Source organism: Variovorax ureilyticus (assembly GCF_037889935.1).
Classification (GTDB): domain Bacteria; phylum Pseudomonadota; class Gammaproteobacteria; order Burkholderiales; family Burkholderiaceae_C; genus Variovorax; species Variovorax ureilyticus.
Genome location: NZ_JBBKZU010000003.1, coordinates 196,722 through 221,069, shown reverse-complemented (window position 1 = coordinate 221,069; position 24,348 = coordinate 196,722). Strand labels below are relative to the sequence as shown.

Annotated in this window: 21 protein-coding genes and 1 pseudogene; 8 read left to right on the top strand and 14 right to left on the bottom strand. The window is 66.8% G+C overall.

All coding sequences use genetic code 11. The features are described from left to right. Window positions 1–85 precede the first annotated feature (85 nt). A complete protein-coding gene (locus WKW77_RS08400) occupies window positions 86–529 on the top strand; it encodes a MarR family winged helix-turn-helix transcriptional regulator (RefSeq protein WP_340356401.1) in 444 nt (147 codons plus the stop codon). 22 nt (window positions 530–551) lie between these two features. Here WKW77_RS08400 and WKW77_RS08395 read toward each other — a convergent pair whose 3' ends face one another. After that, window positions 552–1,760, bottom strand: a complete 1,209-nt coding sequence (locus WKW77_RS08395; RefSeq protein WP_340356400.1) for an ABC transporter substrate-binding protein — start codon at window positions 1,758–1,760, stop codon at window positions 552–554. A 116-nt stretch (window positions 1,761–1,876) separates the two neighbouring features. Here WKW77_RS08395 and WKW77_RS08390 point away from each other — a divergent pair, with 116 nt between their 5' ends. Then, window positions 1,877–2,725 carry an alpha/beta hydrolase gene (locus WKW77_RS08390; protein ID WP_340356399.1) on the top strand — a complete coding sequence of 283 codons (849 nt, stop codon included), beginning with the start codon at window positions 1,877–1,879 and terminating at the stop codon, window positions 2,723–2,725. Here the strand turns inward: WKW77_RS08390 and WKW77_RS08385 are convergent. Next, window positions 2,722–3,630: a LysR family transcriptional regulator gene (locus WKW77_RS08385; protein WP_340356398.1), complete on the bottom strand. Its 909-nt coding sequence runs from the start codon at window positions 3,628–3,630 to the stop codon at window positions 2,722–2,724. The genes WKW77_RS08390 and WKW77_RS08385 overlap by 4 nt on opposite strands. Before the next feature lie 130 nt (window positions 3,631–3,760). Between WKW77_RS08385 and WKW77_RS08380 the strand changes: the two genes are divergently transcribed. Genes WKW77_RS08380 through WKW77_RS08370 form a run of 3 tightly spaced genes read left to right on the top strand, consistent with a single transcriptional unit; the run spans window position 3,761 to window position 6,933 of the window. Continuing rightward, the gene (locus WKW77_RS08380) at window positions 3,761–5,470 is read left to right on the top strand and encodes an alkaline phosphatase family protein (RefSeq protein ID WP_340356397.1); all 1,710 of its coding nucleotides are present in this window, start codon (window positions 3,761–3,763) and stop codon (window positions 5,468–5,470) included. Then, the gene (locus WKW77_RS08375) at window positions 5,463–5,942 is read left to right on the top strand and encodes a cupin domain-containing protein (protein ID WP_340356396.1); all 480 of its coding nucleotides are present in this window, start codon (window positions 5,463–5,465) and stop codon (window positions 5,940–5,942) included. Before WKW77_RS08380 ends, WKW77_RS08375 begins: the two co-directional genes overlap by 8 nt. A 10-nt stretch (window positions 5,943–5,952) precedes the next feature. Continuing rightward, window positions 5,953–6,933, top strand: a complete 981-nt coding sequence (locus WKW77_RS08370) for a Bug family tripartite tricarboxylate transporter substrate binding protein (RefSeq protein ID WP_340356395.1) — start codon at window positions 5,953–5,955, stop codon at window positions 6,931–6,933. Window positions 6,934–6,978: 45 nt separating this feature from the next. Here WKW77_RS08370 and WKW77_RS08365 read toward each other — a convergent pair whose 3' ends face one another. Continuing rightward, on the bottom strand, window positions 6,979–7,122 hold the full coding sequence (locus tag WKW77_RS08365) for a hypothetical protein (RefSeq protein WP_340356394.1): 144 nt from the start codon (window positions 7,120–7,122) through the stop codon (window positions 6,979–6,981). 126 nt (window positions 7,123–7,248) lie between these two features. On the opposite strand from WKW77_RS08365, the gene WKW77_RS08360 reads away from it, so the two are divergent. The 3 genes from WKW77_RS08360 to WKW77_RS08350 are packed head-to-tail and all read left to right on the top strand — an operon-like array spanning window position 7,249 to window position 9,244. Continuing rightward, window positions 7,249–8,484 carry a DUF2252 domain-containing protein gene (locus WKW77_RS08360; RefSeq protein ID WP_422823159.1) on the top strand — a complete coding sequence of 412 codons (1,236 nt, stop codon included), beginning with the start codon at window positions 7,249–7,251 and terminating at the stop codon, window positions 8,482–8,484. A gap of 59 nt (window positions 8,485–8,543) precedes the next feature. Continuing rightward, window positions 8,544–8,705 carry a hypothetical protein gene (locus WKW77_RS08355; RefSeq protein ID WP_340356392.1) on the top strand — a complete coding sequence of 54 codons (162 nt, stop codon included), beginning with the start codon at window positions 8,544–8,546 and terminating at the stop codon, window positions 8,703–8,705. Between the two features lie 38 nt (window positions 8,706–8,743). After that, window positions 8,744–9,244, top strand: a complete 501-nt coding sequence (locus WKW77_RS08350; RefSeq protein ID WP_340356391.1) for a hypothetical protein — start codon at window positions 8,744–8,746, stop codon at window positions 9,242–9,244. Between the two features lie 37 nt (window positions 9,245–9,281). Here the strand turns inward: WKW77_RS08350 and WKW77_RS08345 are convergent, their stop codons facing one another. The 11 genes and pseudogenes from WKW77_RS08345 to WKW77_RS08295 all read right to left on the bottom strand — a co-directional run bounded on the left by WKW77_RS08345 (window position 9,282) and on the right by WKW77_RS08295 (window position 24,307). Beyond that, window positions 9,282–9,554, bottom strand: a complete 273-nt coding sequence (locus WKW77_RS08345; protein ID WP_340356390.1) for a hypothetical protein — start codon at window positions 9,552–9,554, stop codon at window positions 9,282–9,284. Between the two features lie 85 nt (window positions 9,555–9,639). After that, window positions 9,640–10,275: a response regulator transcription factor gene (locus WKW77_RS08340; protein WP_340356389.1), complete on the bottom strand. Its 636-nt coding sequence runs from the start codon at window positions 10,273–10,275 to the stop codon at window positions 9,640–9,642. A gap of 153 nt (window positions 10,276–10,428) precedes the next feature. Next, a complete protein-coding gene (flgL, locus tag WKW77_RS08335; protein WP_340356388.1) occupies window positions 10,429–11,640 on the bottom strand; it encodes a flagellar hook-associated protein FlgL in 1,212 nt (403 codons plus the stop codon). A gap of 32 nt (window positions 11,641–11,672) precedes the next feature. Next, complete coding sequence (gene flgK / locus WKW77_RS08330; RefSeq protein ID WP_340356387.1) at window positions 11,673–13,637, bottom strand: flagellar hook-associated protein FlgK; 1,965 nt, start codon at window positions 13,635–13,637, stop codon at window positions 11,673–11,675. Between the two features lie 124 nt (window positions 13,638–13,761). Further along, window positions 13,762–15,472 (bottom strand): annotated as a pseudogene (locus WKW77_RS08325) (methyl-accepting chemotaxis protein). A gap of 17 nt (window positions 15,473–15,489) precedes the next feature. Next, a complete protein-coding gene (locus WKW77_RS08320) occupies window positions 15,490–17,196 on the bottom strand; it encodes a methyl-accepting chemotaxis protein (protein WP_340356386.1) in 1,707 nt (568 codons plus the stop codon). A gap of 31 nt (window positions 17,197–17,227) precedes the next feature. Beyond that, window positions 17,228–17,716, bottom strand: coding sequence for a chemotaxis protein CheW (locus tag WKW77_RS08315; RefSeq protein ID WP_340356385.1), 489 nt, complete (start codon window positions 17,714–17,716; stop codon window positions 17,228–17,230). Window positions 17,717–17,737: 21 nt separating this feature from the next. Continuing rightward, complete coding sequence (locus WKW77_RS08310) at window positions 17,738–19,333, bottom strand: methyl-accepting chemotaxis protein (protein ID WP_340356384.1); 1,596 nt, start codon at window positions 19,331–19,333, stop codon at window positions 17,738–17,740. Between the two features lie 21 nt (window positions 19,334–19,354). Continuing rightward, window positions 19,355–20,905: a methyl-accepting chemotaxis protein gene (locus WKW77_RS08305; protein WP_340356383.1), complete on the bottom strand. Its 1,551-nt coding sequence runs from the start codon at window positions 20,903–20,905 to the stop codon at window positions 19,355–19,357. 97 nt (window positions 20,906–21,002) lie between these two features. Further along, complete coding sequence (locus WKW77_RS08300; RefSeq protein ID WP_340356382.1) at window positions 21,003–22,559, bottom strand: methyl-accepting chemotaxis protein; 1,557 nt, start codon at window positions 22,557–22,559, stop codon at window positions 21,003–21,005. Between the two features lie 47 nt (window positions 22,560–22,606). After that, window positions 22,607–24,307, bottom strand: a complete 1,701-nt coding sequence (locus tag WKW77_RS08295) for a methyl-accepting chemotaxis protein (protein WP_340356381.1) — start codon at window positions 24,305–24,307, stop codon at window positions 22,607–22,609. Between the last annotated feature and the right edge of the window lie 41 nt (window positions 24,308–24,348).

Below are 24,348 nucleotides of genomic sequence, written 5' to 3'. Positions count from 1 at the left end.
TTAGGTTACCAAACTATCTCGTTGGACGCCAGCGCCCACGGCAGGTATAAACAGCCCACCACACAGCCATGAAGGGAGGCAGGATTTGGATGAAAGTTGGCGCACCAGGAACGCCGGCAGGATCCTGAGCAACGCCTTGCGTCGCTTCGAGGAGCGCGTGCTGGCGCTCATGGCGGAGAGCGGCTACACGCAGACGCGCCGCTCGCACGTGAACTTCACGCGGCACCTGGACCTCAAGGGAACCCGCATCACCGAACTGGCGCGGCGAGCCGCCATGACCAGCGCCGCCATGACGGAACTCGTCGATCAGTGTGCGGCAATGGGGCTGGTCGAGCGCGTGGAGGACCCTTCCGACAAGCGCGTGCGCATCGTGCGCTTCACGCCGTGGGGACGAAAATGGCTCGCCGCATTCGGCCGGGCCGTGGCGATCGCGGAGTCGGAACTCGCCGGCGAAGTGGGCGTGCGGAACCTGTCGGTCCTGCTCAACGCGATGCGCCGGTACGGAGAAGGCCCCGGGGAGGACGCATAGGCCCGGGTCCCTCAGCCTGCATTCACTGCTTCGCTTTTCCCGGATCCTTCACGGCCTTCTGCACGTCGAACTCCACGTTGTAGAGCTTGCCGCCGACGCGCTCGACCTTGCGGATGTAGACGTCCTGGACGATGTCGCGCGTCTGCGGATCGATCAGCACCGGACCGCGCGGGCTTTCGAACTTCTGCCCCTTCATCGCGTTGACCAGGGCTTCCCCGCCCGCCCCGTTCGTGGCCTTCAGGCCTTCCATGATGACGCGCATGCCGTCGTAGCCGCCGACCGCCATGAAGCTGGGCCGCATGCCCTTGTTGGCCTTCTCGATAGCCTCGACGAACTTCTTGTTCAGCGCGGAAGGGTGTGCGGCGGAATAGTGGTGCGAGGTGATCGTCCCCAGCGCCACGTCGCCCATCTGCCCGAGCACGTCGTCGTCCACGATGTCGCCGGTCCCGATCAGCTTGATCCCGGCCTTGTCCAGGCCGCGTTCCGCGAACTGCTTCATGAAGATGGCCGCGGAGTCGCCCGCCGGCAGGAACAGGAAGATCGCATCCGGACTGGCATCCCGGGCGCGCTGCAGGTAGGGCGAGAAATCGTTCGTGATCATGGGCATGCGCAAGGCCTCGACGATCTGGCCGCCCTTCGCGACGAACTGCTCCTTGAAGGTGGTTTCGGCATCGACCCCCGGCGCGAAGTCCGACACCAGCGACACGACCTTTCTGATCTTGTTGGCGGCCGCCCAGTCCGCCACCCCGCCGGTCACCTGCGGCAGCGTCATGCTGGTGCGCACGATGTAGGGGGACTTCTCGGTCACCGAGGACGTCGCCGCCTGCATGACGACCATCGGCGTCTTGCTCTGGGTGGCGACGGGCGCGGCGGCGAAGGCCTGCGGGGTCAGGCCGAAACCGGCCAGAACGGCGACCTTGTCGTTCAGCACGAGTTCCTGCGCCAGCCTCTTGGTGGTCGCAGGCACGCCCGCGTCGTCCTTGATCACGATCTCCACCTTGCGGCCCGCGACGGTGTCGCCGTGCTCCGCGAGGTACAGCGACGCCCCGGCCTCGATCTGGCGGCCCATGTAGGCGAACGGGCCCGTCACGGGCACGACCAGCCCGACCTTGATCGGGTCCGCCGCGAGCGCCGGGCCGGATGCCACGACCGTCGCCGCCATGAGTGCGGCGACAAAGGCACGCGCCTTGAATCTCCTGGAGATCATGATGTCCTGTTCCTCGAATGACATGAATCCATTTGATTAGGCGACCAAGATAACCGGGCAGCATCAGGCGTTACCCCGAGAATGGATCGATGCGCCCGGCGACCACGCCGGACACAATCGCCCGTTCTCTCCACGAATGCATGAACACGCCGATCAACCATCAATTCGAGTACGTCGAAGGCCAGGGTCGCCCCAATTTTCCCGAGCTGCTGGCGGGCTTCCAGCGCGAGAGCGACATCGTCGCTTCCTCGCCCGGGGCGCGCATCGACCAGCCCTACGGGCCCCATCCGCGCCAACGGCTGGATGCCTTTCCTTGCACCGGGACCGCGCGCGGCGTGCTGCTCTACCTGCATGCGGGCTATTGGCAGTCGCGCGACAAGTCGCTGTTCCGGTGGCTTGCCCCCGCCTTCCAGCGGCGCGGCCTGCATGTGGTCCTCGCGAACTACCCACTGTGCCCGGACGTGACGCTGCCGGAACTGGTGCAGGCCCTTCGGCCCGCCGCCGCTGCGGCGCACGGCATGGCGCCGGAATGGACGCGTCTGCCGCTCGTGGTCGCGGGCCATTCGGCCGGCGCGCACCTTGCGAGCGAGTTCGCTCTGGGCCACGGCCAACTGCCCAAGAGTGATCCGGCCCGCGTCGATGGCATCTGGGCCATCAGCGGCATCTACGACCTCGCCCCGCTGCGCGACACCACGCTGAACGAACGCCTGCGGCTCGACGCGGACACCGCGCGTCGCATGTCGCCGATCCATCGCGTGGGTCGCGATGGTGTTCCGGCCGTCTGGCTCGTGGGCGGCGCCGAGACGCCGGAATTCCTCCGGCAGAACCGCGCGATGCACGAGGCATGGCAGGCCAAGGGCCACTGGAGTGCATGCGCCGAAGCACCCGCGAAGGATCACTTCACGGTGCTCAAGTCGTGGGCGGCGCTTGAAGACGGACTCGACGCGCTCTTCGACGACTGGTGGGCCGCCGTGACCGCCCGCGCCTAGTTGCGCGCACGACGCAGCGCCTGCGCCTCGCTGACGAAGGCATCCATGAGCCGCTGCGTCGGCACCGTCAACGGCGAATCGGTGCGCAGGAAAAGATGGATCGTCGTCAGCGGCAACGCTTCGGCGATCGGCAGCACGACGAGACCGATGCGCGGGCCATGGCTCTCGAAGAAGCGGCGCGGCATGAGCGCGACCGCATCCATCCGTGGCAGCACGGCCAGCAGGGTCGAGAAGGACTCGCACTCCAGCGTGATGCGCGGTGGAGGCAGGCCGAGCTTCTCCATCTGCAGATGCGCAGGATCGCCCGGCCCCTGCGTCGGGCCGGTGAGTACCCAGTTCGCATCGGCAAGATCCGCGAGCTGCCGGCTTTTCGCGAGCGGATGGCCCGCGCGAGCCGCGATCACTTCCGGGCTGTCGATGAGCGCGCGCGCCTCGAGGTCGCGCCCCAGGCCTGTCGCCGGCAAGGGGCCCAGCGCGAGATCGAGCTCGCCCGAGCGCAGCTGCGCGAGCGCGGTCGGATAGAGCGCGTCGACCAGCCGCACGCGCACCTGGGGCCAGCGTGACTGGAACCGCGACACGGCCTGCGGCGCGAGCATCAACGCCGCGGCGGGCGAGACGCCGACGGTCACGGTCGCCTGCGCATGGCGCGTGAGCCACTCGACTTCCTCGCGCGCGCGATCGATCTCGCGCACCACCGTCGCCGCGCGCGCGGCCAGCAGTTCGCCGGCGGGGGCCAGCCGGACGCCCTTCGGGCTGCGGATGACGAGCGTGGTGCCGAACTCTTCCTCCAGCTGCTTGAGCGCCTTGGTGAGCGCGGGCTGGGTCACGTTGAGCGTCTCCGCCGAGGCGCGCAGGCTCCCCGTGTGCGCGATGGTCAACAACAGGTGCAGGTGCTGCAGGCGCATGGCGCGGGCCTCCGGGGTGGGGTCGAGGGGTGATAACCCATGGTAATCGACTTCACTCGAAACCATTGGATCGCGGCGGGCGTGCCGCCTAGCATGGCTTCCAAGTTCCCTGCCCCACGAGGAGTGCCGCGTGAAGTCCCCCGTCAAGAACATCCTGTTCATCATGTGCGACCAGCTCAGAGCCGATCACCTTTCGTGCTTCGGCCACCCCAGGCTGCACACGCCGAACCTCGATGCGCTCGCCGCGCGCGGCGTGATCTTCGATCGCGCCTACGTCAACTCGCCGGTCTGCGGTCCGTCGCGCATGAGCTACTACACCGGCCGCTACGTGCACTCGCACGGCGCGAGCTGGAACTTCGTGCCGCTGAAGGCCGGCGAGATGACCATCGGCGACCATCTGCGCCCACTCGGCGTGCGCTCCGTGCTGGTCGGCAAGACGCACATGCGCGCCGATTTCTCCGGCATGTCGCGGCTGGGCATCGATCCGGAATCCCAGATCGGCGTGCGCATCGCGCAGTGCGGCTTCGATGCCTACGAGCGCGACGACGGCATCCATCCCTACTCCGGCCACGATCCGGATCCGGCCTACAGCGACTACCTGCGCAGCCAGGGCTTCGGCGGCGACAACCCCTGGGAGGAATGGGCCAACGCCACCGAGGACGAGGACGGCACGCTGCGCTCGGGCTGGTTCCTCAAGTACAGCAACCGCCCGGCGCGCATTCCGGACGAGCACTCCGAGACGCCCTACATCACGCGCCGCGCGATGGACTTCATCCGCGAAGCCGGCGAAGAGCCGTGGTGCCTGCACCTGTCCTACATCAAGCCACACTGGCCCTACATCGTCCCCGAGCCCTACGCGAGCATGTACGGCCCCGAGGACGCGCTGCCGGTCGTGCGCAGCGAGGCCGAGCGCGACGACCCGCATCCGGTGTACGCCGCAATGATGGACCACCGCGTCTCGCGCACCTTCTCGCAGGACGGCGTGCGCGATGCGGTGATGCCCGGCTACATGGGCCTCATCAAGCAGATCGACGACCAGCTCGGCGTGCTGTTCCGCTTCCTCGAGGAACGCGGGCTGATGTCCTCGACCATGATCGTCTTCACCTCGGACCACGGCGACTATCTCGGCGACCACTGGATGGGCGAGAAGGACCTGTTCCACGAGCCGGTGATCCGCTGCCCTTTGATCGTCTACGACCCGGACCCACGCGCCGATGCGATGCGCGGCACGCGCAGCCAGGCGCTGGTCGAGGCGGTCGACATCGCGCCGACCTTCCTCGACGTGTACGGCGGCGCGCCCGTGCCGCATGTGATGGACGGCCGCTCGCTGCGCCCGCTTCTGTTCGGCGAGACGCCGGCGGACTGGCGCTCGGCCGTGGTGTGCGAGTACGACTTCTCGTTCCAGGAATCGCGCATCGCACTCGACACGCGGCCGCGCGATGCGTGGATGCGCATGATCTTCGACGGGCGCTGGAAGTACGTGCTGTTCGAGAACTACCGCCCGATGCTGTTCGACCTCGCGTCCGACCCGCGCGAGTTCAGCGATCTTGGCGCATCCGGACTGCCTGAGCATCGCGCCGCGATCGAGCGCCTGCACGAAATGCTCTTTCGCTGGGCGCGCCAGCCACGCCAGCGCGTCACGGTGCCCGACGGCGCGATCGAGTCCATCGAGGCGCAGCCACGCATCACCGAGGGCGGCATCCTCATCGGCTACTGGGACGAGGAAGACCTGGCGCAGGCGCGCCGCCGCTTCAAGCCCCGCTTCGCTTCCCACAACCCGCTGGTCGCCTCGACGCTCGACCGGCTGACCACCACCGAAGGAGTGCCCCACGATGCGTGAAACGCCCGACATCACCCGCAAGAACCAGAGCCTCGACAGCGTGTCGTGGAACATCCTCGGCCAGGTCTACACGCCCAAGCAGATGAGCGAGGACAGCTTCTCGTGGCACGCGGTGTTCCCCGAGGAGACCTTCGTGCCGCCGCACGTGCATCCGCACCAGGACGAATACATCTACGTGCTGGAAGGCCGCATCGACCTGATCCTCGACGGCAAGACCACTTCCGCGTCGGCGGGCGACCTGGTGCGCATGCCGCGCGGCATTCCGCACGCCTTCTTCAACAATTCCGGTGCGCCGGCGCATGCCTTGTTCTGGGCGGCGCCGGCAGGCAAACTGGTGGATCTGTATCGCCGCATCCACAACATGTCGAGCCCTGCCGAAGTCGTCAAGGTCGCGCGCGAGTACGACGTGGTGTTCCTGCCGCCGGTCTCGTCGGCGGCCCCCGTGGCGCTGCCGGCCGCGGCCGCCGCCTGAGGAGCGATCCATGATCCGCCGCAGACACTTGCTGCAAACACTGGCCGCGGCCCCGATGGCCGCCGTGCTGCCCCTGCCGGCGCGCGCGCAGAGCTACCCCGAGCGCGCGATCCGCATCATCGTGCCGCTGCCGCCCGGCAGTCCGCCGGATGTGCTGGCACGCCTCGTGGCGGACGGCGTCGCGCGCGCATGGAAGCAACCGGTGGTGGTCGAGAACCGGCCGGGCGCCACCGGCATGATCGGGCTGCAGGCGCTCGCGCGTTCCGCACCGGACGGCTACACGATGGGCATCATCTTCCTGACGCACACCGTGCTGCCCGAACTCATGGGCCCGCTGCCCTACGACACGGCGAACGACCTCGCGCCGGTGGCGAATCTGGTGTGGCTCTACAACGTCCTCGTGGTGCCTGCGGACTCGCCGATCCAGTCGGTCGCCGATCTGCTTCAACACGCCCGCGCGCAGCAGGATGCGATCAGCTTCGGATCGGGCGGCAACGGCTCGCCCGCCCATCTGGTCGGCGAATCGTTCGCGCGTGCGGCCAAGGTCCGCATGCTGCATGTGCCATTCAAAGGACCTGCCGAAGCCGTGACCGGACTGCTCGGCAACCAGGTTTCGGCGATGTTCGCGACGAGTTCGGTGGCGGCGCCGCTGGTGCGCGGCGGCAAGCTGCGTGCGCTCGCGGTGACGAGCCCGCAGCGCCTGTCCGCCCTGCCCGAGGTGCCCACGCTCGCGGAAGCCGGCATGCCCGGACTGGAGCTGCGCGAATGGGAAGGACTGGTCGCGCCCGCGGGCACGCCCAAGGCGGTCATCGACAAGTGGAATGCCGAGCTCTTCCGCGTCCTCGGCACGCCCGAAGCCCGCGCGCGCCTCGCGGATCTGGGCATGACGGTCGCGTCACCGAACCAGCCCGACGAGTTCGGCAGCCTCGTCCGCAAGGAGCTTCAGAACTGGGGACAGTTCGTCAAATCCGCAGGCATCCGGCCGGGCTAGCCCCACGCACGCCGGAGGTCGCGCGAACCGCCGGGATCTCCGGCATCACAGATGCAGAAGCACGCTCACGGAATGTGCCCCGGCGATGATCGCGAGGGCCAGCGCGGCGGAGGCCGCGTGCTGGAGCATCGCGCCCGTCGAGGGGCGTGCAAGCTTGATGATCTTCAGACGTCTGCTTCTCTGTGACATGCGTGGCATGCCGGCACTGTGCCGCATGGAGGCTGAGCGTTCCCTGACGAATTGCGCACTGCTCCGGGTCATTTCGCGTATCGTCCTTCGACAGGCGATCGACGCCTCGGAAAGAGGAGGTGCGTGATGGATGTCGTGCGTGAGATCCGATCCTTCAACGAGGGCCGGGACCCCGAACGCCTGGCGCTCAAATACCGCAACATGCGCGCCAGCCCGTTCGTGTTCCTGCGCGGCACTTGCCATCTCTTCTACGACCGCCTCGCCCGCATCGGCGCGCCGCGCTCGGCGCCGCTGACCTGGGTGTGCGGCGACCTGCACCTGGAGAACTTCGGCAGCTACAAGGGCGACAACCGGCTCGTCTATTTCGACATCAACGACTTCGACGAGTCCGCGCTCGCACCCGCGAGCTGGGACCTGATCCGGTTCCTGACGAGCCTTTGGGTCGGCGCCGAAAGCCTCTCCGCGGGCCCGCGCGAAGCGCGCAGGCTCTGCGAAGTCTTCATCGAAAGCTACGCCTCGGCGCTCTCCAACGGCAAGGCCTACTGGGTGGAGCGCGACACCGCACAGGGTCTGGTTCGCGTGCTGCTCGACGGGCTGCGAGAACGGCAGCGCTCGCAGTTTCTCGCCGGCCGGACCGACATCAAGGGGCGCCGGCGTGTGCTGCGCACGGACGGCAAGAAGGCGCTGGGCGCCTCCGACCAGCAGCGGGCGATGGCGGTGCAGGTCATCCATCAGTTCGCCGCGGCGCAGCCGAACCCGAAGTTCTACGAGGTCCTGGACGTGGCGCGCCGAATCGCCGGCACCGGCAGTCTGGGCATCGACCGCTACGCGATCCTGGTCGAGGGCAAGGGCTCGCCCGACGGCAACTACGTGCTGGACCTGAAGCGGGCCCTGCCCTCTTCGCTGGTGCCGCACCTGAAGAAGGTCGAACAACCCAGGTGGACGTCGGAAGCACATCGGGTCGTGGCACTTCAGCGCCGCGTTCAGGCGGTTTCGATGGCCTTCCTCCAGCCGGTGATCGTGAGCGGATCGCCCTACGTGCTGCGCGCCTTGCAACCGAGCGAGGACCGCGTCGCACTGGGCGGCAAGTCGGCGCAAAACGCGAGCGATCTCGAAGGCGTGATCACCGTGATGGCGAAGCTGGTGGCGTGGGCCCAACTGCGAAGCGCCGGGCGCGACGGCTCGGACATCGCCGATGGACTGATCGACTTCGGGCAGCGCAGCAAATGGAAGACGCGGGTGCTCGATGCATCGATCGAGGCGGCGAAGCAGGTGCAGCAGGACTGGACGGCCTATGCTGCCGCCTACGACGACGGGGCCTATTCCTCCTCCGATCGGCCGGGCGCTGGACGCACAAATTGAGGAAAAAGGTGTGCGCTTTCTCCTTGGATGAATCGCACCTGCCCCGGCACAATGCTCACATGGCAGATCCATCCACCGACACCCAGAGCTTCAGCGGGTTCGTTGCCTTGAACCGCGCCGACCGCACGCACGAGCCGGTCAAGAGAGGTGTGCCTTCGATTGCGAAGTTCGTGATGGCGGGCGTCGTCCTCGCGGTGACGGTTTTCCTGTTCATCCGATAAGCCTCCGAAGCCGGCTGGGCGCCGATCCGGGAGATCGCATGCGACCGCTTCCATTACTCGCCGCCGCACTCACCTCGGGGCTCGCCGGATGCGCAGACGTCCCGCCAGCACAGACCGCACGCGCCCAGGCGGACATCGTGGTCAATATTCCTCTTGCCGGCAGTCGCGTCAACGCAGGCAAGAACGCCTGGGCCCATCTCATAGGACGCGGAGAGCAGACTGCCGTGTCAGTCACGGTGGCGGGCGTTCCGCCCTACGTCGGCCGCCCGGTCCATCTCTACACCTACATCTACGAGGGGGCTTGCGGCGCTCTGTCCAGCCGTCCCGCTCATTCGCTCAACCAGACCGTGCTGGCGCGCTCCAAGGGCTCCGCATCCCAGATCGGACCGCCCTACACCATCGAGAACACCGCCACGGTCCGTCTGGCCGCGCTGCAGGCAACGCCGCATGCGATCCTGGTCAGGAGCGCGCCTGCCGACGGCAATCTGGATCTCTTTTGCGGCGACATCGCCGTCTCCGCAGCAGTCGATCCGCGATAGTTCCGCGGCGCTGCCGACGATCGCTCCGCGACGCCGCTCAGTACTTGATCTCGCGCTTTGTCTGCCGGCCCTCTTGCTTCGTGTTGCGCTTTTCCTGGCGACACTCGGCGTTGCTCTTCTGGTTCTCCGCCCTGCAATCGATCTTGTCGGAACGCGCCTCGTGCTTGGCCGACTGATTCGCAGCCCGACCTTGCTGACGCTGCTGCGACTGCGTGGTCGCGAAGGCAGTTCCCGACACGACGACAAGCCCGGCTGCGAGCACGAGCGATGCGGCAGTCCGGCGTCGATACCCCATCTTCAAGTCGAACATATGCGCCCTCCTCGAACCATGAATGAACCGCAATGAATGGCCTCGCGATTCTGACCGCCGCCACGAGGGTCCACAAGGGTTGCCCCTAGCCCCGGCCTTCGATCGCGCGCACCAGCTGGACGATCGATCTCACGCCCAGCTTCTCCATGACGCGCGATCGATGGTGCTTGAGCGTCCGCTCGGCCAGGCCCAGGCTCTCGCACATGACCTGGTTCGATGCGCCAAGGGCGAGCAGCTCGTACACCTCGCGCTCTCTTGCCGTCAGGCTCGCGCGGCGATGCTCGAATCCCTCCCGCAGCTTGCGCGATTGGGCCTTCAGCCTGTGGCCGCTGACGGCCTTGTCGACCGCCGTCAGAATCGCGCGCTCGTCGAACGGCTTGCAGAAGAAGTCGGCAGCACCCTGCTTCATGGCGCGTACCACGTCGCGCGCCGTGGTGCTCGAGGTCACGAGGATCACGGGCAGGTCCGACTTCGACGCCACCAACGCCTGCAAGTCGAGTCCTTCCGGGCCGAGGGTCTCGACACCGAGGACGATGCAGCCCGAAGCCGCATCCGGCGGTCGATCAAGCAAGGCCTCGACGGAGCTGAAGGTGACGACCGGATAACCGTCGTCTTCCAGCATCCGCCTGAGCTCCAGGAACAGTTGAAAAGCCCCCTCGGCTTCGACAAGGTGCACGAGCGGCGCCACCCGGGCGCAGCCCCTCTGCTCGAGACCTGGCATGTTCACTCCTCTTGCTTCGTCCTCTGGCGACCGCGATCGGTGCGGGACTGTGAACGCGGCCACCCGGCCGCAGCGTGATGCTGCCCGGGAAGCCGGCCGCCGGCAAGAGGGGGTGCCACCAGCACCGTGGGCGCGGTGGGCGCCCACACACCTTCAGAGGTAGTTGAACAGCGCGATCGAGTTCAGCTTCGCAAAGGTCATCTGCGTAGCCTGCAGCGAAGTCTGGCGCTGATAGAACTCCGAGATGGCGGCCGTCACGTCCAGGTCCTGGATGTCCGACAGGTAGCTCTTGTCGAGCAGGTCCCGCGATGCGCCGCTGGAGTTGAGCGAATCGAGCTCGGACATGCGTGAACCCACCGACGAGAGCACGGTCAGCACGTTGTCGTGCGCGTTCGTGACCTTGACGTTGGCAGTGCTCAGCGCGTTCTGCAGGCTCGCCTGCGCCGCGGCGCCGCCGCCGGTCAGCGGTGTCTTGAGCGCGGTGACCAGCGCGCCGATCGACGCGAAGATGTCCGTGCCGGCATTCTTTGCCGTGGTGACATTGAAGGAGTCGCCGTCGACCGGCGTGCCGGTGATGCCGATCTGCAGGCCGCCGAAGCTGATCGGCGAGCCTTCGGTGTAGGCGCCCGTGGCGGCGACCACCGGCGGCGTCTCGTTGGTGGTGACGGTGTAGTTGCCGCCGAGGAAGCTGATCTGGAAGTCCTTGCCGTAGTCGGGGTCGGTCGCATCCTTGATGCCGACGCTGCCGAACACGCCGCTGCCGGTATTGGCCGCCGAGCCGGAGGTGACGTAGCCCGCACCGCCCTGCACCGACTGGAAGACGGTGCGACCGTCGTCACCGGTCGACATCTGGCGCGCCACGTCCACCTGCATCAAGCGCTGGCCCTGGTCGCCGATGTACTGCACGCCGCCGCCGGCCTGCTGCACGAAAGGCGCGCTGGCGCTCTTGTAGCCGGCGAACAGGAACTGGCCGTTGCCATCGTCGGAGTTGGCCAGCCCGACGAGCTGGTCGAGGTTGCTCTGGATCGTGGTCGCGAGCGCGGCGCGGTCGGCGTCCGACAGCGTGCCGTTGCCGGCCTGCACGGTGAGCGTCTTGATGTTCTGCAGGATGTTGGTCGCACTGTCGAGCGCGGTTTCCTCGCGCGACAGGGACAGGTTCGCGCGGTCGCGGCTGGTCGCGTACTGCGCCGACTCGGCCAGCGATTCGCTGACGCCGAGCGCGCGCGCGGCGCCCACCGGATCGTCTCCGGCGGTGAGGAACTTGGTCCCCGCCGACAGCTGCTGCTGGACTCGGAACAGGTTCTGCTGCTGCAGACCCATCGCCTTGACGTTCTGCTCGTAGAAAGAACTGGTGCTGATGCGCATCACGGCTCCTTGAATCTTTGGGTCGAGAGGGATCAGGCGCCGATGGCGAGGATCGCGTCGAAGATGGTCGATGCGGTCTGGATCACCTTGGCGTTGGCCTGGTACATCTGCTGGTACATCAGCAGGTTCGCGGTTTCCTCGTCCTGGTTGACCCCGGAGATGGATTGCTGCGCCGCCTTGATCTGGCCCGTCACGCTCTCCTGCGTGGTGCTGGCGGTGTTGATCTCCATCGCCTTGTTGCCAACCTCGCTCACGAGCTGCGAGTACGCGCCGTTGAAGGTGGTGGTGCCGTTGCCGACCAGCGCCTTGCGCTGCAGCGCACCCACCAACAGGGCATTGCTGCCGTCCGACACGCCCGCAGAATTCCTGTTGACCGTGAAGGTGTCGCCCTGCGCGGGGGCGCCGCTCATCGCGAAAGAGATGCCGTCGAAGCCGATGCTCGCCCCCGCGGTGTACGGCACCGGCGCGCCGGCCGCGTAGGTGGTGGAAGCGCCGCCGGGCAGCGTGACGGTGACGGCCGAGGTCGCGGGGAAGCCCGAGAGTTCGTTCGTGGTGGCGTCGTAGCTCAGCGTGACGTTGGCGGCCAGCGGCGATGCGAGGTAGTTGCTGTCGACGGTCGCGGCGGTGATGGCGCCCGAGCCCTGGTTGCCGGCGGTGGTGCCGGTGATGACCGGCGACGCGGCGGCGACCTTGGCCGGGTCCTTGACGAGCACGTCCATGTCGCGCGCGCCGTAGCGGGTCGGCTGCACAAGGAAGGTGTCGCCGTCCTGCGCGGTGCCGCTGGCGGCCGTGAGGCTGACGCCGTCGAAGGTGATCGGGAAGCTGGTGTAGGTGCCGACGGCCTGGTTGTCGGCGCTGCGCGTGACGATGTAGTTCAGCGTGCCCGACACGTCCTTGACCTGCACCGTGTAGTCGCTGGTGGTGAGCTGGCCGGCGTCGGCGATGGTGCCTGCGACCACGAGGTTGCCGGTGTTCCTGGCGTTCGAGAAGACGCCGGGGGCAGCGGTCGTGAAGAAGTCCTGCCCGAGCACGCCGTTGAGGTCCACGCCGAGGTTCTGCTGGTCGTTGACCGCGCTCGCGAGCGCCATCGACAGGCGGCCGATCGCGTTCTGCGTGGGGATGAGCGATTCGTTGCGGAAGCTCAGGATGCCGCCGAGCGAGCCGCCGGTGATGGACTTGTCGGCGAGCTCCTGCACGTTGCCGGCGATGCCGACGAGCGCGAGGGCCTTGCGCGTCGGGTCGGCGGCCGAATTCACCGCCTTCATCGTCGCGGCCTGGTCGCCGACGACCAGCGACTGGCCGGTGCCAATGAAGACGTTGTACTTGCCGTTGTCCTGCTGCAGCACCTTCACGTCGACGATCTGGCTCAGTTCGCTGACGATCTGGTCGCGCTGGTCGAGCAGGTCGTTCGGGGGCTGGCCGCCGGCGACGGCGGTCATCATGCTGATCTGCTGGTTGAGGCCCGCGATCTTGCTGGAATAGGTATTGATCTGGTCGACGCTGCCGGCGATCTGGTCGTTGAGCGACGAGTTGATGTCGGAGAGGTACTGGTCCGTCGAGCGGAACTTGTTCGCCAGCGATTGCGCCGAGCTGATGAGCTGCTGGCGCGCGGCCGAATCGGCCGGGGTGTTCGCGACGCCCTGCACCGCGGTGAAGAAGCTCTGCATCAGCGGGCTGAGGCCGGCGGTCTTGTCGGCGAGCAGCGTGTCGATGCGATTGATCTGCGTGCTGTAGGCGCTGAGCGCAGCCGAGTTGGATTGCGCGCCTGCGAGCTGCGCGGTGAGGTAGGCGTCGTAGCTGCGCGTGACGGTGGTGACGCGCGCGCCGCCGCCGATGTAGCCGGAGCCGGTGGCCAGTGGGGCGTTGGTCGAGACCTGTGCGACCTGGCGGCTGTAGCCCGCGGTGTAGACGTTGGCGGTGTTGTGGGCCGTGGTCATCAACGCGGTGCGGGCCACGCTGAGGCCGCTCAGACCCGTGTAAAACAAGCTTCCTGACATGTTCTTTCGACCTGTGTGGTGGGGAGTTCGGCGGGGGTGGCATCGCTGCGATGCCTTCCCCGTCTATATCGGCACCCTTGGTGGATGTTGAAGACCTGCGGCGCCGCAGCCCGGAGCAGGCGGATCAGAATTCCGTCCAGTCGCCCGAGGGTTCGGTGCGCGCGACGGCCTGTGGCTGCACTGCGGATGCCGGCCTGGCAGCCGGTGCGGACCTGGCGGCGCGCGGCGATGCGGCCGGCGCGCTCTTCGCACGTGCGTGCGCGATCGCGCGGGCGGCCTCGTTGTCGCTGCCCAGGCGGAAGATGCTGACGGACTTCACGAGGCTCGTGGCCTGCTCCTGCAGCGAGCCTGCGGCGGCAGCGGCTTCTTCGACCAGTGCGGCGTTCTGCTGCGTGACCTGGTCCATCTGCGTGATGGCCTGGTTGATCTGCTCGATGCCCGAGGTCTGCTCCTGGCTCGCCGCCGTGATCTCGCCCATGATGTCCGTCACGCGCTTCACGCTTTCGACGATCTCGTCCATCGTGCGGCCGGCTTCGGCCACCTGCTTGCTGCCTTCCTCGACCTTGCCCACCGAGTCGTCGATGAGGGTCTTGATGTCCTTGGCGGCAGCGGCCGAACGCTGCGCGAGGTTGCGCACCTCGGAAGCCACGACTGCGAAACCACGCCCTTGCTCGCCGGCACGTGCCGCTTCGACGGCCGCGTTCAGCGCCAGGATGTTGGTCTGGAACGCGATGCCGTCGATCACGCCGATGATGTCCACGATCTTGCGCGACGAGGCATTGATCGAGCCCATCGTGCCCACCACTTGCGAGACGACGCTGCCGCCTCGCACCGCCACTTCAGAAGCCGACACCGCGAGCTGGTTGGCCTGGCGCGCGTTGTCCGCGTTCTGCTTGACGGTGCTGGTGAGTTCCTCCATCGAGGCAGCGGTCTCTTGGAGCGAGCTGGCCTGTTCTTCCGTGCGCGACGACAGGTCCTGATTGCCCGATGCGATCTGGCCCGACGCCGTCGCGATCGTGTCCGTGCCCGTGCGCACCTCGCTCACGATCTTCACGAGGCTGCCGTTCATCTCCTTCAGCGCGGCGAGCAGCATCCCGGTTTCGTCCTTGGTCTGCGCATCGATGCGGCTGGTGAGGTCACCGGCGGCGACCGACTGGGCCACCTTGACTGCGTCGGACAGAGGCTTGGATACCGCACGGGCGATGGTCACCGCCAGCACGAGGCCCACGACGATGCTGCCCCCCCAGGAGGCCGATGACCCACACCTTCGCACTGGCATAGACCGTCTCGGCGGTGGCGTCGGCCTTGGCAGCCCCGGCAAGGTTCACCGCAGCCAGCTTGTCGACCATGTCGTTCAACTCGCGGTTGATCTTCAGCGATTCGCCGCGGATGACTGCGGTCGCGCCGTCCTTCTTCTGTGCACGCGAGAGCGCGACGACCCTCTCGTGTTCCGCGGCGTACTGGGCGATGGCTTTCTTGTAGACCGGGAAGATCTCGCGTTCCTCGGGCTCCGAGATGAGCTTCTCGTACTCGACGAGATTCTTCTGCACTTCGGCCCAGGTGCCGCTCATCGACTTCTCGTACTCGGACATCTCGGTCAGCGTGTCCGAGAGGATGTGCTGCAGCTCGATCGAGCGGTAACGCGCCATGAGGCCCTTGATCTCGAGCAGCGTGCGGGTGGCCGGCATCCAGTTGGTCGTGATCTCGGTCGACATGGCGTTGACCTTCGATAGCTGCACGATCGAGATCACACCGACGACGACGGTCAAGGCAAGGACCGCGATGAAGGATACGAGCAGCTTGGCTGAGATCCGGAGGTTGGCAAAGGATTTCATGGTCAATTCTTTCTGGTTCAGAACTCGGTCCAGTCCCCCGGGGCGCTACCGGACGCGGCGAGCTGGGGTTCCGTCTTCACTTCCCTGGCGCGCACCGCGGGCGCCGGCCTGGCGCCGCCCTTCGGTGCCGCAGCCGGTGCACGCTTGAGCGCGGGTGCGGTCTTGACTTGCGCATGCGCGTGCAGACGGAACACGCTGACGGCTTGAACGAGGCTCGTGGCCTGCTCCTGCAGCGAGCCTGCGGCGGCAGCGGCTTCTTCGACCAGTGCGGCGTTCTGCTGCGTGACCTGGTCCATCTGCGTGATCGCCTGGTTGACCTGCTCGATGCCCGAGGTCTGCTCCTGGCTGGCGGCGGTGATCTCGCCCATGATGTCCGTCACGCGCTTCACGCTTTCGACGATCTCGTCCATCGTGCGGCCGGCTTCGGCCACCTGCTTGCTGCCTTCCTCGACCTTGCCCACCGAGTCGTCGATGAGGGTCTTGATTTCCTTGGCGGCAGCGGCCGAACGCTGCGCGAGGTTGCGCACCTCGGAGGCGACCACGGCGAACCCGCGGCCCTGTTCGCCGGCACGTGCCGCTTCGACGGCTGCGTTCAGCGCCAGGATGTTGGTCTGGAACGCGATGCCGTCGATCACGCCGATGATGTCCACGATCTTGCGCGACGAGGCATTGATCGAGCCCATCGTGTCCACGACCTGATTCACCACGCTGCCGCCGCGCACGGCCACTTCAGAAGCCGACACCGCGAGCTGGTTGGCCTGGCGCGCGTTGTCCGCGTTCTGCTTGACGGTGCTGGTGAGTTCCTCCATCGAGGCGGCCGTCTCTTCGAGCGAGCTGGCCTGTTCTTCCGTGCGCGACGACAGGTCCTGGTTGCCCGACGCGATCTGGCCCGACGCCGTCGCGATCGTGTCCGTGCCCGTGCGCACTTCGCCCACCACCTTCGAGAGGCTGTCGTTCATCTCCTTCAGCGCGCGCATCAGCTGCCCGGTCTCGTCCCGGGACTCCACCTCGATGCGCGAACTCAGGTCGCCGGCCGCCACGGTCTCGGCCACCTTCACCGCCTCGCCCAGCGGCTTGACGATGCTGCGCGAGATCAGCACGGCGAAGCCGATGCCGAGCACCATCGTCAGCACGAACAGCACCGTGCGCATCTGGAGCGCGCGCGCGTTCGCCTCGTCGATCGCATGGCTCATGTCGTTGATGGCCTTGCGCTCCATCGAGAGCAGGTCCAGCACGCGCGTCTCGTACGCCTTGGCGGCAGGCTGGAACTGCTCCTTGAAGGCGCGCTCGGTGTCCGCTGCGCTGCCGGACGCTTTCGCCTTGCTCACCGCGTCCTTGGCCGCCTGGTACTTGGCGCGCAGCTCGACGATGGACTTGAACATCGCCTTCTCCTCGTCCACGAGCAGGAGGGCCTCGACCTTCGCCATGGTCTCGCTGCCCTTCTTCACGCTGTCGGAGATCACGTCGGCAAAGGTGACCGGCAAGGTCTCGTCGGTGGTCTTCGCGATCATCGAAGTCCGCGCGATGGCCGAATAGGTCAGCACGTACCAGTCGGAGATGAGCCGCTCCTTGGCCAGGGGGCTTTCCATCATGTGCCGCGTGGCCTCCGCGTTGCTCCTGGCCGTGACCAGGGAGAAGGCGCTCGAGAGGATCGTGAGTGCCAGCACGACGCCGAAGCCGATGGCCAGGCGCGTGCCGATGCGTACGTTGGACAGGAGTTTCATGATCAGGCGATGAATGTGTGTGCCGTCCGGCTCAGGCCGCGGCCGCTTCGACGAGGCCCATCTCCTCGCTGGACATCAGCCGGTCGATGTCCACCAGGATCAGCATCCGCTCCTCCAGCGTGCCCAGCCCGATCAGGTAGTCCGTGTCCAGCGCCGAGCCCATCGCCGGCGCCGGCTTGATCTGCTCCGCAGCCAGCGTGATCACGTCCGACACGCTGTCCACCACCATCCCCACCACCCGCCCGCCGATGTTCAGCACGATCACCACCGTGAACTGGTCGTAGCTCGGCGTGCCGATCCCGAAGCGGATCCGCATGTCGATGATCGGCACGATGATCCCCCGCAGGTTCACCACCCCCTTGATGAATTCCGGCGCATTCGCGATCCGCGTCACCGCGTCATAGCCCCGCAGCTCCTGCACCTTCTGGATGTCGATGCCGTATTCCTCCTCGCCGAGGGTGAACGACAGGAATTCCAGCGGCTTGTCCGCCTTCGATGTATCGGTTGTCTTCGTCTGCATTTGCTTGACTCCACTTGAGAATTAGTTGCGCTCCAGCTTGAACACGCTCACGGCGTCGACGAGCCCGCCGGCCTGCTCCTGCAGTGCCTGGGCGGCGGCCGACGCCTGTTCGACGAGTGCCGCGTTCTGCTGGGTGACCTGGTCCATCTGCGTGATGGCCTGGTTGATCTGTTCGATGCCCGCGGTCTGCTCCTGGCTCGCGGTGGTGATCTCGCCCATGATGTCGGTCACGCGCTTGACGCTGCCGACGATCTCTTCCATGGTCTTGCCGGCCTCGCCGACAAGGGCGGTGCCCGCGCCGACCTTGCCGACCGAATCGTCGATCAGGTCCTTGATCTCCTTGGCCGCGTGCGCCGAGCGCTGCGCGAGCCCGCGCACCTCGGCGGCGACCACCGCGAAGCCCTTGCCCTGCTCGCCCGCACGGGCGGCTTCCACGGCGGCGTTGAGCGCGAGGATGTTGGTCTGGAAGGCGATCCCGTCGATCACGCCGATGATGTCGGCGATCTTGCGCGACGAGGCGTCGATGGCCGCCATCGTGTCCACCACCTGCGACACCACGCTGCCGCCCTTGACCGCCACGTCCGACGCCATCACCGCCAGCTGGTTGGCTTGGCGCGCGTTGTCGGCGTTCTGCTTGACGGTGCTGGTGAGCTGTTCCATCGAGGCGGCCGTCTCTTCGAGCGAACTCGCCTGCTGCTCCGTGCGCGCGGACAGGTCCTGGTTTCCGATGGCGATCTGGCCGGAGGTGCTCATCACGCCCGACACGTTGACCCCGACGTCCGCGACGATCGCGCAGAGGTTGGCGCTCATCTGGTTGAGCGCGCGCAGGAGGTCCTTGGTCTCGTCCTCGGGACGGATCTCGAACTTGACCAGCGCGCCGCCGGCGATGGCCCGCGCCGCGTCCAATGCCTGATCGAGCGATCGGAAGACGGTGCGCCCGAGGAAGTGGCCCAGCCCCGCCCACGCGAGCGTCGCACCGAGGGTCGCCGCCGCGATGAGATGAGGCAGCCAGCTCTGCGCGTCCGACCTGGCGACGAGTGCCGAGGCCTGCGCCCATGCCGCGCCGCCGAAGACGAGCGTGAGAAGCGCCGCGGCGCTCGTCACCGCGAACACCCGGCGGCGAACCGGGATGCGGCGCAGCCAGCCGATCGGATCGGACCAGCCGGGCGAGACGACCTCGCCCTGCACGATCCGCAGGCCGGCGGCCTTGCCTTCCAGGAGCCTGCGATAGACCTGCTCGGCACCCTTGACATCGGCACGCTCGGGCCGGCTGCGCACGGACATGTAGCCCACCGTCGCGCCGTTCCGGCGAACCGGTGTGACGTTGGCCTGCACCCAGTAGAAGTCACCATTCTTGCGGCGGTTCTTGACCAGCCCGGTCCACGGCAGGCCGCGGCCAAGCGTCTCCCACATGTCGGCGAAGGCTTCCGGTGGCATGTCCGGATGGCGCACGATGTTGTGCGCCTTGCCCATGAGCTCTTCGACGGTATAGCCGCTGACCTCGACGAAGAGCGGATTGACGTAGGTGATCCGTCCCTTGAGGTCGGTGCGGGAGACCAGCGCCGCGTCCTGCGGCAGCGGGTACTCGATATCGGTGATCGGAAGATTGACGCGCATTTCTTCTTTTGGGTTTTCGGTTCAGCGGCTTTCCAGTCGGAATACGCTCACGGCGCCCGTGAGGCTGCCCGCCTGTTCCTGCAGCGATGCCGCAGCCGCGGCCGCTTCCTCGACCAGTGCGGCGTTCTGCTGCGTCACCTGATCCATCTGCGTGATGGCCTGGTTGATCTGCTCGATGCCCGAGGTCTGCTCCTGGCTGGCCGCCGTGATCTCGCCCATGATGTCCGTCACGCGCTTCACGCTCTCGACGATCTCGTCCATCGTGCGGCCGGCTTCGGCCACCTGCTTGCTGCCTTCCTCGACCTTGCCCACCGAGTCGTCGATCAGGGTCTTGATTTCCTTGGCGGCAGCGGCGGAGCGCTGTGCGAGGTTGCGAACTTCGGAGGCCACGACTGCAAAGCCGCGGCCCTGTTCGCCGGCACGTGCCGCCTCGACGGCTGCGTTCAGCGCCAGGATGTTGGTCTGGAACGCGATGCCGTCGATCACGCCGATGATGTCCACGATCTTGCGCGACGAGGCATTGATCGAGCCCATCGTGTCCACCACTTGCGAGACGACACTGCCTCCGCGCACCGCCACTTCAGAAGCCGACACCGCGAGCTGGTTGGCCTGGCGCGCGTTGTCCGCGTTCTGCTTGACGGTGCTGGTGAGCTCTTCCATCGAGGCGGCGGTTTCTTCCAGCGAACTCGCCTGCTCCTCGGTGCGCGAGGAAAGATCCTGGTTGCCCGAGGCGATCTGCGAGCTGGCGGTCGCAATCGTGTCCGTGCCATTGCGCACCTCGCCGACGACGCGCGCGAGACTCTGGTTCATCTCCCTGAGCGCATGCATCAGCTGGCCCGTCTCGTCACGGCTGTGCACTTGGATGCGGCTGCCCAGGTTGCCGGCAGCCACGGTTTCCGCCACGGAGACCGCCTCGCCGAGCGGACGGACGATGCCGAGCGTGAGGCGCCATGCCAGGAACGCCCCCAGCGCGAACGCCACGAGCGCCAGCACGATCAATGCATTGCGACCGTTCACATGGTCCAACTCGATGCCGGTGGCGACACCGTCGATCTGCGAGCGCTCGTAGTCGGCCAGCGCGCCGACAGACTTTTCATACTTCGCGAGACCCGCCGCAAACGGACCGTCGACCAGCTTGTTCGCGCCCTCGAGGTCGCCGTCGGCCTTGAGCTTGTTCATCGCGCCCAGCATCTCGAGCACGCTGCGGCGCGCCTCGGCGACTTCGCCGTAGAGATTCTTCTCTTCCGGCGTGACCATCGTCTCTTCGATCTTCTTCTGCAGCGGATTGATGATGGCCTGGCCCGCGGCGAGTTCCTTCTTGAAGTAGGCCTCGGTGGCGGGGTCGGTGGCCTTCACGATCGCGAAGGTCCGCACGATGCTCGCGGCGAGGTTCTTCGCCCACTCGGCCACCATGCGCTCCTTGGCCAGCGGGCCGGCAACCATCGCCTCGGTCGCGTTGCCCACGTTGGACAGGCGATGCATGCCGGTGCCGGCAATCAGCGCCATCAGTACGAGCATGGCGCCGAAGCCGATGGCCAGGCGCGTACCGATCTTCAGATCCTTCAATCTCATCGCACATTCCTTCAATGATTCGAACTTGGGAACTGGCGGTCGGCCGCCAGCGCAATCGATTTCTTATCGGCAGGTGCTGACAAAACTGAAGACGCCGTTACGCTTCGTGCGCCAGCCTGAAGACGCCCACGACCTGCGACAGGCTTCCAGCCTGCTCCTGCAGTGCCTGCGCGGCGGCCGAAGCCTCCTCGACCAGTGCGGCGTTCTGCTGCGTGACCTGGTCCATCTGCGTGATGGCCTGGTTGACCTGCTCGATGCCCGAGGTCTGCTCCTGGCTCGCCGCAGTGATCTCGCCCATGATGTCCGTCACGCGCTTCACGCTCTCGACGATCTCGTCCATCGTTCGGCCGGCTTCGGCCACCTGCCTGGTGCCCTCCTCGACCTTCTCGACGGAATCGTCGATCAGGGTCTTGATCTCTTTGGCAGCCGCCGCCGAACGTTGGGCGAGGCTGCGCACCTCGGAAGCCACGACTGCGAAGCCACGCCCTTGTTCACCTGCACGAGCGGCCTCGACCGCCGCGTTCAGCGCGAGGATGTTGGTCTGGAACGCGATGCCATCGATGACGCCGATGATGTCCACGATCTTGCGCGAGGACGCGTTGATCGAGCCCATCGTGTCGACCACTTGCGAGACGGCGCTGCCGCCGCGCACCGCCACTTCAGACGCCGACACCGCGAGCTGGTTGGCCTGACGGGCGTTGTCCGCGTTCTGCTTGACGGTGCTGGTGAGTTCCTCCATCGAGGCGGCCGTCTCTTCGAGCGAGCTGGCCTGCTCTTCGGTCCGCGACGACAGGTCCTGGTTGCCCGATGCGATCTGGCTCGATGCGGTCGCGATCGTGTCCGTGCCATTGCGCACTTCGCCGACGATCTTCACGAGGCTGTTGTTCATCTCGCGCAGCGCGTGCATGAGCTGCCCGGTTTCGTCCTTCGAGTGCACCTCGATGCGCGAGGTGATGTCGCCGGCGGCCACGGTCTCGGCCACCTTGACCGCTTGGCGGATCGGTTGCGTGATTGAACGGGTGATGAGCCACGCAACGCCGGCACCCAGCAGCACGGCGAGCACGCCAAGCCCGATCACCACGCTGCGCGCGCGCTGGTAGTCGGCGAGGGCCTCGGCATTGATGCCGTCGGCGCGCTTGACCTGATGGGCGTTCAGCTCGTCCAGCGCGGTCAGCGTTGCGCGCACCGCGGGGGCGAACTTCGTCATGAGAAGCTGGGTCGCTTCGTCGTTCCTGTTCTGCCGCGCCAGCTCGATGAGCTGCTCGCTGAGCGGCGCGGCGACGGCCAGCGCTTCATCGACCTTGACGAGGTTCGCCTTGCCTTCCGCCGACGTGACCAGCTTGCGCAGTGCCTTGTTGGCTTCGGCGAACCGCTCGCGCGCGCCGGCGATCTTCTTCATCTGGGCGGAGATGCCGGCCTCGTCGTTGATCAGCACCAGCTCGGTGCCGTAGGTGGCGATGTCGCGGATGGTGGTGAGCATCGCGTTGACCGCCGCGATCTTCACGTTGTTGTCGTTGACGATCCGGTCGAGCCGGTCGTTCTGGTTCGACAGCGCGTTCACGCCCAAGGCGGCAATGGCGGCCATGAACACGAGGACGAGGGTGAAGCCCAGGCCCAGTCGCGAGCCGATCTTCAGGTTGGATAAGGAAGTCATCGTCATTGCGCCTCTGCAGGGCGCATATCTTTCGTAGAGGGTGGATCTCAGAATTCGGTCCAGTCGCCCGCGCCCGAGGTGGCGGGCGCGGCCGGAGCCGTGGGGGTTGTCTTTTTCGGGGTCGCTGCCGTGGCGGGCAGCGCCTTGGGGGCGGTCTTTCGCACTGCAGGCGCCGCGACCGGCTCGGGCTCCGCCGGCGCCGCGCCGTCGTCGTCGAGCTTGAACATGCCGACGACCTGCGACAGCCCGCCAGCCTGCTCCTGCAGCGACGCGGCTGCCGCGGCCGCTTCCTCGACCAGTGCGGCGTTCTGCTGCGTCACCTGATCCATCTGCGTGATCGCCTGGTTGATCTGCTCGATGCCCGAGGTCTGCTCCTGGCTGGCGGCGGTGATCTCGCCCATGATGTCCGTCACGCGGCGCACGCTGCCGACGATCTCGTCCATCGTCTTGCCGGCCTCGTCGACCAGGGCGCTGCCGATGTCGACCTTGCCGACCGAGTCGTCGATGAGGCTCTTGATCTCCTTGGCCGCCGCCGCGGAGCGCTGCGCCAGGCTGCGCACTTCGGAGGCGACCACCGCGAACCCTTTGCCCTGCTCGCCTGCGCGCGCCGCTTCCACGGCAGCGTTCAGCGCCAGGATGTTGGTCTGGAACGCGATGCCGTCGATCACGGCGATGATGTCCACGATCTTGCGTGAGGACTCGTTGATCGACGCCATGGTGTCGACCACCTCGTTCACCACCTTGCCGCCCTTGACGGCGACTTCGGACGCGGAGACCGCGAGCTGGTTGGCCTGGCGCGCGTTGTCGGCGTTCTGCTTCACCGTGCTGGTGAGTTCTTCCATCGACGCAGCCGTCTCTTCGAGCGAGCTGGCCTGTTCCTCGGTGCGCGACGACAGGTCCTGATTGCCGGCGGCGATCTGCCTCGAGGCGACCACGATCGAATCGGTCGCCGTGCGGATGCGGCCCACCATGTCGGTGAGCATGTCTTCCATCTCGCCCATGCCGTTGAGCAGGCGCCCGAAGTCGCCACCGCGATCGCTCTCGAAGTCCTTGCTGAGGTCGCCGGAGGCCACGGTCTCTGCGATCAGCAGCGCTTCGTCGATCGGCTCCACGATGCTGCGCGTCAGCAGCCATGCAAGCACCGACCCCACGGCAAGCGCCAACGCCGCCAGCAGGATCACCTGGTTGCGCCCGGATCGGTACAGCTCGTCGATCGAGCCGGCGGCCTTGTCGATCTGCTCCTTCTGGTGGCTCGCCATCGCGCGGATGCTTGCGTCGTAGGCGTCGAGCGTGGGAATCAGCTTCTCCTTGCTCAGCCGGGTCGCTTCGTCGAGCTTTCCGTCCGACTTGAGTTTCAGGATCGTGCTGCGCAGCTCGACGTACTCCGCGCGCCGGCTCTTGATGTCCTTGCTCAGCGCCAGCTCCTCGGGGGTGCTCAGCATCTCCTCGAGCTTCTGCTGCGTCTCGTTGATGACGGCGCTGTTCTGGCCGATGCTCTTCTGCAGGAACTCCTGCACTTCGGGGTCGTTGCTTTTCAGGAGCGCGAAGGTCCGCACGCTGTTGGTGCTCGTGGCCAGCAGCCAGGCCGCCGCGAGGCGCTCCTTCTCCAGCGATTGCCGTGTCATTTCTTGCGTGGCATCTCCCACGCCCTGCAACCGCACGACGCCGATGCCCGCAATGGCTGCCACCAGTGCGAGCACCAGCGCGAATCCGCCGCCCAGGCGCGTGCCGATCTTCCAATCCTTCATTCCTGTCTCCTCCGTCCAAGTGTTTCGATGTGCCTGGCGCT